Here is a 12,638-nt window from a genome sequence, read left to right on the forward strand (position 1 = left end):
AGCGGCACATGGTCTCGTTCGTCCGTGTGTGCGATAGCGTGGGACGGTTGTCTGGATCGAGTGGAGAGTGGGCGAATGCCGTTTGTCACAAGTGGGGGCGTGCGGATTCATTACACGGATACCGGGGGCGACGGGCGAGTGGTGGTGCTGGGACACAGCCTGTTCATGGATCAGGAGATGTTCGCCCCACAGGTGCGGGCGCTGACGCCGGACTATCGGCTGATCGCGATCGACTCGCGGGGGCACGGGCCTAGCGAAGACCCCGGAACTCCGTTCAGCTATTGGGATTTGGCGCGGGATGCGTGGGCGGTGGTGGATGCGCTCGGACTGGAGCACGTCGTGGTCGGCGGGGTCGCGCATGGCGGATTCACCGCACTGCGGATGGCCCTGCTGGCGCATTCCCGGGTCGACGGGTTGATCGTCATCGGGTCCACAGCCGCGGCCATGCCCGCGCGGCGCAAGGTCGGATATCGGGAGGTATTCGATGCCTGGACCGGCGACGTGCCGTTGGCGCCGACCGTCAAGATGGTGTCTTCGCTGATGATCGGGGCAGGCGCGGAGGATCAAAAGCCGTGGCGGGACAAATGGCTGGCGTCGGACCGGGTGCGCGCCCGGTTGGCAGGCGAGTGTCTGGTCAATCGGGATTCGGTGCTCGAGCTGCTCGGCGATATCGAGTGTCCGGCGCTGGTCATCCGCGGGATGGCCGATCAGGCCAATGACGCCGGGGAGATGGATGAGATGGCTCGCGCGCTGGGCAGGCCGACCGAGGTGCACACCATCGCCGGGGCGTCGCTGACACCGAATCTGACGCATCCGGACGAGGTGAATCCGCTACTGCGGAGTTTTCTGGACGGATTGCACTAACGCTCGCTGTTGCGCTCCTGACTCCACCAGCCCGATGAACAGCTGGTGCGCCGGTCCGGGCGCGGTACCCCGGTAGCGCTGCACGCGGACATCGAAGACGGTGGCGGTCTTGGGATCGCGGAGTGTGAAATCTGGGTCCTGGCGGCCGATGTGGACGTGCCCGGCGGCCCACAATCGCCGGAAGTCCGGTTGCTCGCCGAGGTCGCGCAGCACAGTGTCGATGTCCTCGCGATCGGGAGCGCCTGCGGCGTAGGCGCGGAAGCGGCCGACCATCAGGCCCGCCTCCCGTTCCCATTCCTCGACGACGATGCGGGCCCGCGGATCGGTGAACATCCACCGCAGCACGTGCCCGTTGCGGGCCAGGCCGGGCAGGGCGGCGTCGAAGGCCGCATTGCAGTCGACGATGCGCCAGCCGTCGTCGAGGGCGGCCGCCAGATGAGGGAGCAGCGCGTCGAGCGTGGCGCGCACCGACCGCGCCTCGGCGTCGTCACGGCGCAGCACCTGCGGATTCGGCAGCACCGGCCGCTGCTGGGCGAGGTGATAGAGGTGAATCCGCTCGGCCAGCTCCAGTTTCAGCACCGAAGCGAGCGAATCCAGCACGGCCGGACCGGGATTGAGCGCCTCACCCTGCTCGATCTTCGCGAAATAGCCGAGGCTGGCATGAGTGGCCTCGGCCAGCTGCTTGCGGGTCAAGCCGGTCGGGTGATCGGCGCAGGGGCGGCTACGTCGTTCTCGGACGAAGTCGGCCAGCGTCGGGGCCCGCAGCTTGTCGGCGTCCGCGCCGATGTCGTTGTCAGTCACCAACATTCCCGTCGTCCGTACTCACCGCCAAGATCGTTCGCCTCAGGATAGGCCGCCGCTGCGCCGGATTTCGAGGCGAGCCGCCGTTTCGCACCACCCCTGCCGATAGCACCGCACCGAAGCACGCACCCGGCCGGTGGTACCGGCGTGTGGGTGCGCACCTGACTGGGGTCTCCCAGAGGTTGCCAAATCGAGACCTCACATTCGATATTTGAAATGCGGATGCGGCATCGAAGCCGGTCAATTCATTCGCGAATGGCACCACAGCGGGAGTGAGCACGGAAATGGCAAGCAATGCACCGTATTCCGGCACAGCGGGACTGCGTTCACGCACGATCACTATCGGTGAGCAATCGATTCCCTATTACTTCGGCGAAGACTGTATTGCCGAGATCGCGGATGCGATAGCGAGTTTCGGCCCGGACAAGCTGGTCATCGTCACTGACGATGAACTGGCCGGATTGCACGCCAGGGAAATCGAAAGATTGTCGAAGAGTGTCCCGTCGATCATCCTCACACACCCCGCCGGCGAATCGATGAAGACGCTGTCGTGCCTGTCGGATCACCTGGAGGCGGCGCTGCGGGCGGGCATCACCCGGCGCTCGATCGTGGTGTCCTTCGGCGGGGGCGTACCGGGCAATCTCGCGGGTCTGATGGCGAATCTGCTGTTCCGTGGGGTGCGGCTGGTGCATGTGCCGACCACGACCATCGCCGCCATGGACTCGGTGCTGTCGCTGAAGCAGGCGATCAACAGCGGTGTCGGCAAGAATCACATCGGCACGTTCTATGCGCCGACGGCCGTCTACACCGACGTGCGACTGTTCGCCACGCTGCCCGAGCGTGAATTGCGTTCCGGGCTGTGCGAAATGGCGAAGAATTGCCTGGCGATTCAGCCGGCGGCGCTGGATCAGTTGCGGGCGGTCATCGCGAGCGATGATTTCGCGACGCCGAACAATCTGCTGTGGTTGCTCGATGCGAGCATTGCCGCGAAGTCCGCGGTTACTCGCAACGATACTTTCGAGCGTGGCTCGGGGTTGGTCCTGGAATACGGTCACACCGTCGGCCATGCCATCGAGATCTGCGATCACAAAGCCCGTGGCGCGGCTGGTATTCCGCACGGCACGGCGATTGCCCTGGGGATGCTGGTGGCCGCGCACATCTCCCATGCGCGAGGGTGGCTCTCCGACGACGAGGTGAGCACACACTACGAGATCGTGACCGGGCTCGGGGTCGAACCCGTTCTGCCCGAAGCCGTTCGGGTCGCCGATGTGCTGGCGGTGGTGGCCGATGACAACAAGAAGGGCTACCTCGAGGCGCGGCCGGAGGCGGTGCCGTTCGTGCTGCTGCGGGCACTGGGCAGGCCCGAGCTCACCGGAGATCTTCCGCTGGTGCATGTTTCGCTCATCGAGATCCGGGAGGCGCTCGAAGTCATCGCGCAGACGGCCGTTCCCGCTCGCGCGGTCGGCGTGTGAGGGGGCGGGCGCATGCTGGCGATTCATGGTGGCGCACCGGTGCGTGCGGGCAGGGCGTGGCCGCGGTGGCCGCAGTACGACGAGCGCACCGAGCGGGAACTGGTGGCCGCGCTGCGGTCGGACCGCTGGTCGGTGAGTTGGTACAGCCCCACCGGCGGTAAGTCACGGGAGCGGATCTTCGGCGCGGCCTTCGCCCGGTATGCCAGTGCGGCGTACGGGGTCAGCGTGGACCACGGGTCCGGGGCGTTGGTGATCGCGCTGGAGGCGCTCGGTATCGGCCCCGGTGACGAGGTGATCGTGCCGGTCATGACCTGGGTGGCGCCCGCGTCGGCGGTACTGCGGGTGGGTGCGCTTCCGGTTCTGGTCGATGTCGATCCCGAAACCGGCTGTCTCACTGCCGAACACATTCGTGCCGCGATCTCCGGGCGCACCAAGGCGGTCATCGCGGTGCATCTGGCGTGCACGACCGTGCGCCTCGACGAAGTCGTCGACGTGGTGCGCTCCGCTGGACTGGCCCTGGTCGAGGACTGCTCGCAAGCACACGGAACCCATTGGGCCGGAAGGACTGTCGGAACGTTCGGCGATATCGGCGTCTTCAGCATGGGCGCGGCGAAGACCCTCGCCGGGGGTGAGGGCGGAGCGGCGATCACCGACAGCCCGGAGTTGTACGAGCGTATGCTGATGTTGCGCGCCGACTCCCGCGGATATACCTCCCACGATCCCGTCGCCGGGGAGTACGAGCTGGTCGAACTCGGCACCGTCATGGGCGCGAACTACTGCATGTCGGAACTGACCGCCGCCGTGCTGCTCGATCAGCTGCGGCGGCTCGACGACCAGCACGCCCAGCGCGAGATCCGCGCCAAGGAACTAGCGGCAGGCCTGGCCGGTATCGCGGGCCTCACCCCGGTTCCCGTGCCCGCGCAGGTCGACCGCAGGACCGTATACGAGTACGGAATCCGGTTCCACCCGGGCACTTTCTGCGACGCGCCCGTCGAAGCCGTTGCCGCCGCGCTCACCGCGGAACTGGGCACCAAGGTCTATCCGCCGCGCGATCCCTTGCACCGCAGCGCGCTGCTGCGCCCGCAGACCAAGCCGCGGTTCGCGCACTCCTGGAACCGGGCCGCGGAGCGCGCGGCCGGTCGGGCCTACCCGGGCGCCGATCACTACCGCGACCACACCCTGCTCGTGCACCACAGCGTCCTGCTCGGCGAGCGCGGCGATATCGAGGATCTACTCGCCGCCCTGGCGAAGGTGCGTGCGGATGCGGAATCCCTCACGGCGAAAGGAACTCTCGCATGACATCGGAACTGATGGCGGACTGGGCGGCCCGCACCATCGACGGCATCAGCACCCGCAGGGCGGTCGAATCCGATTGGGACGCACTCCGTGACCGGTATGCACGGGCATTCGGCGGGGTGAAGACCAAGAACTTCGACGCCTGGAAGCAGCAGTTCCAGCTCCAGGACATCGCGGTGATCGAGGACGTCACCGAGCCGCGGGCGCCGCGCATCGTGGGGACCGCGGCCATTATGCGCACGACCGTCACGGTGCCGGGCGGCGCGCAGCTCGAGGCGGCGGCGTGCGCGCAGGGCATGGTGGCGACGACGCATCAGAAGCGCGGCATCTACGCCAAAGTGCAGGCCGAGCTGATGGCCGTCGCCGGCGAGACCGGCGCGGATGTGTTCGCGGCCATGCCGGGGCCCGGCGGCAACTACGCCTACCTCGGCGTGACGACCTACACCAGGCATCTGGTCATCGACCGGAGACATTCGAAACTACGGGTGGCAGAACCGGATTCGGCCTCGGTGCGGGAGGTGGGGTTGCCGGAGACGCTGAGCGAGCTGCGCCGGATCTACGCCCGCTGGCAGCAGATGACCCCCGGCGCGCTGGCGCGCAGCGAGTTCTTCTGGCCGAGCAGCTTCGGCGACGACGCGTTCCTCCTCGTGCACCCCGACGGGTATGTCATCTACGACCTCGTCGGCGACACCGTGGTCGTCCGGGATTTCTGTGCGGTCACCCTCAGTGCGCATCGGGAACTGCTGCGCTGCCTGCTCGGGCACGGTGAATACGCCGAGATTCACCTCGACACCGCGCTGGACGATCCAACGCCGCTGCTGCTGGCGGACCCGCGCACCGCCGCCGTGCGCGGCGTGGACGCGGGCGTGTGGGGGTGGATCCTCAACCTGCCCAAGGCCATCGGACTGCGGGCGTTCGCGGCGGACTTCCACGGCGTGCTCGAGGTCGCGGATCCGTGGGGGATGAGCGCGGGCAGCTATGCGCTGGAGATCGCCGGCGGGGTCGGGCGCTGGGAGCCTGCGGCCGACGGTGCGCGCGCGGATGCCCGGATCGGGCCGCTGGAATTGACCACCGCCTATTTCGGGGCGCACACCGTTGCCGAGCTGGAGCGCGCGGGAGGCGTCGAAGAGCTCACGACCGGCGCCGTCGCGGCCCTGAATCGCGCATTCACTACTACCCGACGGCCTTTCAACACCACTCCGTTCTGACCATCCAGTTCGAGAAAGTAGCCGAGATGACCACACTCCGCCCCGGGCGCCTGCCCGCTGCCGCCAAGCGATTCCTGATGTGGGACAAAAGTCCGGCGGCGTTCGGGATCACCATGCCGATCCCGGTGCCCACCGCGATGGGCCCGGACGACGCGCGCGGCCTGATCAACGCGCTCATGGACACCCATGAGACGCTGCGCAGCCGCTACACCTACGGCCCGACCGCGGCCTGGGAGATCCTGCCCGCGTCCGGTGGCGATATCGACGACACCCGAATCGATGTGCGCACAGTCGATATCAGCGAGGTCGCCGCCGCGGAATTCGGAGATCTGATCGCCCGCGAGACCGCGGTGAACGAGGGCCGCCTCGGCCTCGAATCCGGGCGCGTTGTCACCGCGGCGCTGTGCACACGACCGGCCCATGGGAATATCCTGCTGCTCACTGTGCATCACGTGGCCTGTGATGCCGTGGCCCTGTGGATCGTGTGGGGCGATGCCGCCAGCTATGTCAGCCAATGGGAATCCGGGGCAGACGATATCGCGCTGGAACCGGAGAGCACCACGACTTCGGAATGGGCGACGTTCCTCGAGGAGTACTCGAGGACCCGCCTCGGTGAACTCGACTACTGGTTCTCCACCAGCGATCCCGAGCCGTCGCGGATCTCCCGGCCGGACACTCCGGAACCGGTTTACATCGACGCGATGATCGACGGCGCGCTCGCCGATCGGCTGTTCGAGGAGCTACCCGCGGCCTTCGACTCGACCTACACCCGCGTCATGCTGATCGCTTTCGGGCTGGCCGTCGAGGATGTGCTCGGTGTGCCACGCCCGATCCAGGTGCAGAAGCACGGCCGCTACGCCCGGCTGCGGCCGGGCACCGATCTGGGCCGCACGGTCGGGTGGCTGTCCGACGACTACCCGTGGCTGCCTGCCACGCTCGCGGGCAGCCACGCCGCCCGCATGCGGCACGCCATGGACCGATACCCGCAGGCCCCCGAGGATTTCCTGCTGCTGCGCTGGTACAACCCGGATCTCACCGAGAAGTTCAGCAGCTTCAACAACCCCAAGTTCTATTTCAACTTCGTCGGTGAACTCGGCGGCTACGTGCCGACCGCCCGCTCGCGCGATATGGCCCGGCTCGGCACCTTCGATCTGGCCATGCTGCTCGGCGGCTACCGACAGGACGGCGTGCAGCGCGTGCACTACTCGGTGCATTCACCCGCCGGCGGGCTCGGCGCGGACCAGGCGAACGAGATTGTGCGGCAATGGCTCTCGATTCTCGAAACCGTGGAAACCGGCATCGGCTCTGCCCACGCCGCGCAAACCAACCCATCCCTCTGAAGGAGCTCGTCATGCAGAACTCCCCCGAAGTCGGCACCTGCCCCGTCACCGGAGCCACGGTCCCGTCGGTCACCAAGGTCGCCACGCCCACCGGCGACGCCGCCTGGCTCGCCACCGGATACAACCAGGTCCGGGACCTGTTCACCGATCCACGGCTCGGCCGGTCACACCGCACCCCCGAGACCGCGCCGCGCCTTGGTCAGGCGGCGTTCTCCGGCGGGCCGATCGGCAATTTCGACACCGAGCTCGCCGATCACGCCCGGATGCGGTCGCTGCTGCAACCGCACTTCTCACCCAAGCGCATGCGGGAGCTGCGGCCGCGGGTGGAGCAGATCACCACCGAACTCCTCGATGCCATGGAAGAGCAGGGTTCTCCGGCCGATCTACAGTCCGCACTGTCGCTGCCCTTGCCACTGCTGGTGATCTGTGAGCTGCTCGGGGTGCCCTACGAGGAACGCGCTGAATTCCGCGAATGGACCGAGCAGGTCGGGCACGTCCGCGACAAGGCCACAGTGGAGGCGGGCTACACCGGGCTGTACTCGTATTGCCTGCAGTTGGTGAAGAACAAGCGGAGCAAGCCCGGTGACGACGTCGTGTCGCGACTGTGCGCCGTCGACGACGTCACCGACGACGAGATCGCCATGCACGCCATGGTACTGCTGTTCGCCGGCCACGAGACTTCCGCCGTGCAGATCGGCGCGGGAGTGCTGATGCTGCTGGAGAATCCGGACCAGTGGCGCAAGCTGCACGAGAACCCGGCGCTGGTCGCCACCGCCACCGAGGAACTGCTGCGCGCCTGCAATGCCAGCAGCATGCCCCGCTACGCGCGCTCCGACCTGGAGATCGGCGACGTGCAGGTCGGCGAGGGTGACCTGGTGCTGCTCGGCATCGCCTCGGCCAACCACGATGCGACGATCTTCACCGATCCCGACAAGATCGATATCGCCCGCCAGGAGTCCGCGCACTTCCTGTTCGGCTACGGCGCCCGCTACTGCATCGGCGCGCCACTGGCGCGCATCGAACTCCAGATCGCCTTCGGCCAGCTCGTCTCCCGATTCCCCACCATGACCCTCGCCGTCGAGCCCGCGGCGCTGCGGGAACGCGAGGAGATCTTCACCGGCGGTCTCACGAAACTGCCGGTCCGATGGTGATGAAGTTCTACCTCAGCCTGGCACTGGTCGAGATCCCCGAAATCGTCGAGATCGCGAAGGCCGCAGACGAACTCGGGTATGCCGGGATCGCCGTACCCGATCACGTCGTCAACTTCGAAACCCTCGCCACGCCGTACCCCTACTCCGACGACGGTCGACGCCGTTGGGAGCCGTTCACCGAGTGGCCCGACCCGTGGGTGCTGATCGGCGCCATGGCCGCCTGTACCCGTCGCCTGCACTTCATCACCACCGTTTACGTTGCGGCCCTGCGTGATCCGTACACCGTGGCCAAGGCCGTGGCCACCGCTGCGGTCCTCGGCGGCGGTCGCGTCGAACTCGGCCTCGGCGCAGGCTGGTGTGCCGAGGAATTCGAGTTGATGAACGCGGAATTCTCGGGCAGGGGCAAACGCACCGAGGAAATGGTCGACCTGATGCGGGAACTGTGGTTACCGGGCTGGACCGAATTCAGCGGCCGCTACTACACAACGCCCCGCCTCGAAATGACCCCGACCCCACCGCCGATCCCCGTAATGTTCGGCGGCCTCACCGATCTCGCGCTCCGCAGGGCCGCCCGCTACGACGGCTGGATCGGCGACCGCATGACCGTCCAGGAGGCCATCGAGGTCGCCGGAACCCTGCGCCGCTACCGCACCGAACACGGCCTGCCCTTCGACACCTTCTCGATCCTGGCCCCACTGACCGATGCCTGGGGCACCGACCGCTACCTCGAAGCCGAAGCTGCCGGCATCACCCACATGGTGACCAAGCCCTGGGTCCTCTACTACGGCATGAACGCCACCCTCGACCAGAAAATCGAAGCACTGCACCGCTTTCGGCACGACAACTACCCGGCAGCCTTCGCCCCCTCAGCCGTCCCGGCTGAGCCATGAAAGGACTCTCGACCACCGTGCCGAAGCCTCTGATCGTCATCACCGGCGCCAGCTCCGGTGTCGGCGCCGCCACCGCCCGGCTGCTGTGCGCCGATGGCCATCCACTGCTGCTGCTGGCTCGCCGCCTGGCGAAGCTGGAAGAGCTGGGCTTGCCGAACACGTTGTGCCGCAGCGTCGATGTCACCGACCGGGCCGCCATCGAGTCCGCTGTCCGCGACGCCGAGGAGCGGTTCGGGCCGGTGGACGCCCTGGTAAACAACGCGGGCGCGATGCTGCTCGGCCGGATCGCCGAGCAGCCGGTGGAGGAATGGGACCGGATGATCGATCTGAACATCAAGGGTCTCCTCTACGGCACCCGGGCTGTCCTGCCCGGCATGATCGCCCGAGGCACCGGCACGATCATCAACGTCAGTTCCCTCGCAGGCCGTAAGACCTTCCGCAATCGCGTCGCCTACGTCGGCACCAAGTTCGCGGTGCACGCCATGTCCGAGAACCTGCGCGAGGAAGTCGCCGTCTCCGGTGTGCGCGTGGTGACTATCGCCCCGGGCGCGGTGGAGACCGAATTGCTTTCCGACGTCAGCGACGAGCAGTTCAGGACCGACTACGAAGCGTGGAAGAAGTCCGTCGGCGGCGCCCTCGATCCGAACGCCGTCGCCGAAGCCATCGCCTACGCATACCGACAACCACCTAACGTCACCATCCGCGAGATTGTCATCGCCGCGACCGGTCAGGAACCCTGATGACCATGCCGACAACCCGCGTAGCCACTTCCTGGGGATCGGCGCAGTCCAGAGTCACGCCTCGCAGTGTGGCGATCAACGCCGCGAGTCGTTGTTGCGCCCGACCACTGACCTCGGCGACAGGAATTGGCGCTGCGGTTCGGCGCGGGCAGGCCGGACCACCAGCCGGGCGGCGACCGGTGGCGGGTGCTGCTGGATCCGGCCGGTCACCCGTTCTGCCTGGTCGTCGGCTGATAGAAGGAGGATCTTGCCACCGCACCCCGCAGTGGTGAGCGGGCCGACATGTCCGGTTTCGTCCCGTGGACTCCGCACTATCAGCGCCTGATTCATCGCGGTCATGGCTTGCCGGCTCTATTCAGGGTGGGCTCCGCCATGCAGGGGATCATCTCAGCGATGGTTCTGCTCGACATTCCTACGGCCAGGAAGGTCTGAACCAGCGCCACCCGATGGACGCGATCATCGTCGTAGCATCGCTGGCCGCGGGGAGACCGTGTGCCGACCAGCAAGCCCTGCTTGCGGCGGGAGATCCAAACTTGGGCTCTGCTGAAATCCTCGGAAGTAGTGGTGAGTCCAGCTGAGGAGGCCGAGGTGGATGTTGGGTGGTCATCGGTGTCCTGTTTCGCTGTCAGTCCAGTGCGATGCCGAGTTCGGCGGCGAGGGTTTTGATCATGTGCTGGACGCCGATTTCGTTGCGGCCGATGATCATGTGATCGTGCTGGCCGCGGCGAACTCCTTCGCCGCATTGAGGCAGCATCGCGAAGTCCTCGTCGCGAACCGCGGCGTGGACTTGGGCGTAGATGTCGTCGTAGACGGCGCGTTGCTCGTCGGTGGTAGCGGGGATCTTGGCCATCCAGCTGTGGCGGACGGTACAGCGGGTCGGGGCGCCTGCGGGCAGCATGTCCAGGATCTCGACACCGACAGGGCTGTTGGCCAGCACAAGGTTCGGGTAGACCCAGTAGATGACGCCCATGTTCATCAGCGGGTCCCAGGATCCGCTCGGATCGGCCTCGAGCGCGGTGATCCAGTTGAACGGGAATCCCATACGGTGATGGCGGCCGAAGGCGTCGTGGGTGGAGGTGTTGGCCACGGTGTTCTGGCCGATCACGCTCTGGCCGTGCACGAAGGGGAAGTGGTAGCTCTCGGCGAAGGCCTCGAGTGCGCCTTTCCAGCTGACTTCGGAGGTGAATTCCCGCTCGTCGTGGTAACCGTAGGAGGCGTAGTTCAGCTGCGCCAGTTCCGGTCCCATCGCACCGAGGTGGGCGTCGATGTCGATCGAGCCCTCGGCGGAGAGCACTGCCCAGATGAACCCGTGGCGTTCTTGGCTGGGTAGCTCGACCAATCCGTAGTCGGCGCGGTCCATGCCGGTGAAGCCCTCTTTGCCGGGGACCCCGGCCAGTTCGCCGGTGTTGCGGTAGGTCCAGGCGTGATAGGGGCAGGTGAAGCGGGTGGCGTTGCCCGAGCCACATGCCGGTTGCGCGCCGCGGTGTCGGCAGTAGTTCAGAAACACATGCGTGGTGCCGTCGCGGTCGCGGGTGACCAGCAGTGAATCTTCGAGCACGGTGCGCACCACGTAGTCGTTCGGGGCGGGGATGCGCGCCGAGGGCACGATCATCAGCGGTGTGCGGCGCAGGATCTGGGTCTGCTCGATCTCGGCGATCTTCGGGTCGCTGTAGTAGTGCAGCGGCACCCGTAGCGGAGCGGGCGCCATATCGGTGGTGTGGTCGAGCACCAAGCCCAAGGCGCGGCGGGTCAGGTCCTCGGTCAGCCCGGCGGCGCCGGGTTCGATCTGAGTGGTCATGAGTTGACCATACATATCTATCAAACTGTATGGTCAATTTCGACGGAACGGGACGCCCGCCGACCTCGGCGCGGACGATAGGGTCGGCAGAACACGATCACCGGCCCGGAAGGAATCGATGCGCACGCACGGCTGGTCGGGGACCACTCCGGCCGATGACACCGAAGCCATCGCGCGCATCATCGGCGCCGCCCGTGCGGCCATCGAACGCAGCGGCGGGGATTTCACCATGGCCGAGATCGCCCGCGACCTCGGTGTCACCCGTCAAACTGTGTACCGGTATTTCGCCAATGCCGACGCTTTGCTGACCGCCACTGCCCTGGCGGAAACGGGTCGGTTTCTCGATGTCCTCGCCGCGCATCTGGACCACCTCACCGATCCCGCTGAGGCCGTGGTCGAAGGGATCGCATACACCCTCGAACGCCTCGCCACCGACCGGTATCTCGGTTTGTTGTTGAGCCCTGGCCGCGCGGGCGCATTTTCCCCGAGTGTCACCTCCGATACCGCACTGACCTTCGGCCGCTCCATTCTCGAACGCTTCGCAGTCGATTGGGGGCGCGCGGGCATCGATGATGCTCGCCTCGATGAACTCGTAGAGCACATGCTGAGGATCGTGCAGTCCTTCGTCATCGACCCCGGTCGCCCGCCGCGGCACGGTGCGCAGCTGCGCGCCTACCTCACGACCTGGGTCGCCCCCGCACTCCGCGCCCTCCAACGCTGAGCCCAGAACGAACAGCAAATTCCCTACGCCCGCTGATCGGCCGCGCCAGGACGTCAGCCGCTCGTCTCGCCACGAGCGCACGACCCGACACACCGATCCCACCGCCACCCGCGCCGGCGGACGTCACTCGAGGAGTGACGAACTCAGTGCCCAATGTTTTCCAGGTTCCGGTGGTGTGCCACCACTCGTGCTGGCCGCCGATTAGAGATGGCTATCGGTGGTCAGGCCGCCGGTCGACCCTGGCGTATGGATTCGACCTGCCGATCTCTCCGGCGCGGGTTCCAGTTGTCCAGACACTACCCATCAGCGCCTAATATTGCTCAGCACCAAGACCTTTCGCGAATCGACACCTCTCAT

13 protein-coding genes are annotated in these 12,638 nt (G+C 66.6%); 10 read left to right on the top strand and 3 right to left on the bottom strand.

Going from position 1 to position 12,638, the window contains the following annotated elements; genetic code table 11:
• The first annotated feature begins 75 nt into the window (after window positions 1-75).
• Window positions 76-864, top strand: a complete 789-nt coding sequence (locus tag ASD42_RS01665; protein WP_063893542.1) for an alpha/beta fold hydrolase — start codon at window positions 76-78, stop codon at window positions 862-864.
• Here ASD42_RS01665 and ASD42_RS01670 read toward each other — a convergent pair.
• The gene (locus ASD42_RS01670; protein ID WP_162256185.1) at window positions 832-1,665 is read right to left on the bottom strand and encodes a helix-turn-helix transcriptional regulator; all 834 of its coding nucleotides are present in this window, start codon (window positions 1,663-1,665) and stop codon (window positions 832-834) included. The two genes, ASD42_RS01665 and ASD42_RS01670, sit on opposite strands and share 33 nt — an antisense overlap.
• A 284-nt stretch (window positions 1,666-1,949) precedes the next feature.
• Here ASD42_RS01670 and ASD42_RS01675 point away from each other — a divergent pair, with 284 nt between their 5' ends.
• The 8 genes from ASD42_RS01675 to ASD42_RS33595 all read left to right on the top strand — a co-directional run bounded on the left by ASD42_RS01675 (window position 1,950) and on the right by ASD42_RS33595 (window position 9,996).
• A complete protein-coding gene (locus ASD42_RS01675; protein WP_056809447.1) occupies window positions 1,950-3,137 on the top strand; it encodes a 2-deoxy-scyllo-inosose synthase in 1,188 nt (395 codons plus the stop codon).
• Between the two features lie 12 nt (window positions 3,138-3,149).
• Entirely contained in the window at window positions 3,150-4,436 is a 1,287-nt protein-coding gene (locus ASD42_RS01680) for a DegT/DnrJ/EryC1/StrS family aminotransferase (protein WP_056809448.1), read from the top strand.
• Window positions 4,433-5,641: a GNAT family N-acetyltransferase gene (locus ASD42_RS01685; RefSeq protein WP_084786983.1), complete on the top strand. Its 1,209-nt coding sequence runs from the start codon at window positions 4,433-4,435 to the stop codon at window positions 5,639-5,641. The genes ASD42_RS01680 and ASD42_RS01685 overlap by 4 nt, the downstream gene beginning before the upstream one ends.
• Before the next feature lie 26 nt (window positions 5,642-5,667).
• Complete coding sequence (locus tag ASD42_RS01690) at window positions 5,668-6,981, top strand: condensation domain-containing protein (protein WP_056809452.1); 1,314 nt, start codon at window positions 5,668-5,670, stop codon at window positions 6,979-6,981.
• 11 nt (window positions 6,982-6,992) lie between these two features.
• Window positions 6,993-8,132 (top strand): cytochrome P450, encoded by a 1,140-nt coding sequence (locus tag ASD42_RS01695; RefSeq protein WP_056809454.1) that lies wholly within the window; start codon window positions 6,993-6,995, stop codon window positions 8,130-8,132.
• Window positions 8,132-9,022 (top strand): TIGR03619 family F420-dependent LLM class oxidoreductase, encoded by an 891-nt coding sequence (locus ASD42_RS01700; protein ID WP_056809456.1) that lies wholly within the window; start codon window positions 8,132-8,134, stop codon window positions 9,020-9,022. Before ASD42_RS01695 ends, ASD42_RS01700 begins: the two co-directional genes overlap by 1 nt.
• Before the next feature lie 17 nt (window positions 9,023-9,039).
• Window positions 9,040-9,762, top strand: coding sequence for an SDR family oxidoreductase (locus tag ASD42_RS01705; protein WP_056815143.1), 723 nt, complete (start codon window positions 9,040-9,042; stop codon window positions 9,760-9,762).
• 126 nt (window positions 9,763-9,888) lie between these two features.
• Window positions 9,889-9,996 carry a VOC family protein gene (locus ASD42_RS33595; RefSeq protein ID WP_235569275.1) on the top strand — a complete coding sequence of 36 codons (108 nt, stop codon included), beginning with the start codon at window positions 9,889-9,891 and terminating at the stop codon, window positions 9,994-9,996.
• Window positions 9,997-10,097: 101 nt separating this feature from the next.
• Here the strand turns inward: ASD42_RS33595 and ASD42_RS35795 are convergent, their stop codons facing one another.
• Both ASD42_RS35795 and ASD42_RS01710 read right to left on the bottom strand, forming a co-directional pair.
• Window positions 10,098-10,505 (bottom strand): MerR family transcriptional regulator, encoded by a 408-nt coding sequence (locus ASD42_RS35795; RefSeq protein ID WP_131817309.1) that lies wholly within the window; start codon window positions 10,503-10,505, stop codon window positions 10,098-10,100.
• Complete coding sequence (locus tag ASD42_RS01710) at window positions 10,388-11,560, bottom strand: aromatic ring-hydroxylating oxygenase subunit alpha (RefSeq protein WP_056815146.1); 1,173 nt, start codon at window positions 11,558-11,560, stop codon at window positions 10,388-10,390. Before ASD42_RS01710 ends, ASD42_RS35795 begins: the two co-directional genes overlap by 118 nt.
• Window positions 11,561-11,678: 118 nt before the next feature.
• Between ASD42_RS01710 and ASD42_RS01715 the strand changes: the two genes are divergently transcribed.
• On the top strand, window positions 11,679-12,281 hold the full coding sequence (locus tag ASD42_RS01715; protein ID WP_056809459.1) for a TetR/AcrR family transcriptional regulator: 603 nt from the start codon (window positions 11,679-11,681) through the stop codon (window positions 12,279-12,281).
• The last annotated feature ends 357 nt before the right edge of the window (window positions 12,282-12,638 follow it).

It is taken from the genome of Nocardia sp. Root136 (assembly GCF_001427185.1).
GTDB classification, from domain to species: Bacteria; Actinomycetota; Actinomycetes; order Mycobacteriales; family Mycobacteriaceae; genus Nocardia; species Nocardia salmonicida.

What these genes read in the sequence shown, in the direction of transcription:
- ASD42_RS01685 (WP_084786983.1), top strand. Translation starts at nt 4,433, where the DNA reads ATGACATCGGAACTGATGGCGGACTGGGCGGCCCGCACCATCGACGGC.
- ASD42_RS01665 (WP_063893542.1), top strand. Translation starts at nt 76, where the DNA reads ATGCCGTTTGTCACAAGTGGGGGCGTGCGGATTCATTACACGGATACC.
- ASD42_RS01680 (WP_056809448.1), top strand. Translation starts at nt 3,150, where the DNA reads ATGCTGGCGATTCATGGTGGCGCACCGGTGCGTGCGGGCAGGGCGTGG.
- ASD42_RS35795 (WP_131817309.1), bottom strand. Translation starts at nt 10,505, where the DNA reads ATGCGGCGAAGGAGTTCGCCGCGGCCAGCACGATCACATGATCATCGG.
- ASD42_RS01690 (WP_056809452.1), top strand. Translation starts at nt 5,668, where the DNA reads ATGACCACACTCCGCCCCGGGCGCCTGCCCGCTGCCGCCAAGCGATTC.
- ASD42_RS01710 (WP_056815146.1), bottom strand. Translation starts at nt 11,560, where the DNA reads ATGACCACTCAGATCGAACCCGGCGCCGCCGGGCTGACCGAGGACCTG.
- ASD42_RS01675 (WP_056809447.1), top strand. Translation starts at nt 1,950, where the DNA reads ATGGCAAGCAATGCACCGTATTCCGGCACAGCGGGACTGCGTTCACGC.
- ASD42_RS01700 (WP_056809456.1), top strand. Translation starts at nt 8,132, where the DNA reads ATGAAGTTCTACCTCAGCCTGGCACTGGTCGAGATCCCCGAAATCGTC.
- ASD42_RS01695 (WP_056809454.1), top strand. Translation starts at nt 6,993, where the DNA reads ATGCAGAACTCCCCCGAAGTCGGCACCTGCCCCGTCACCGGAGCCACG.
- ASD42_RS01715 (WP_056809459.1), top strand. Translation starts at nt 11,679, where the DNA reads ATGCGCACGCACGGCTGGTCGGGGACCACTCCGGCCGATGACACCGAA.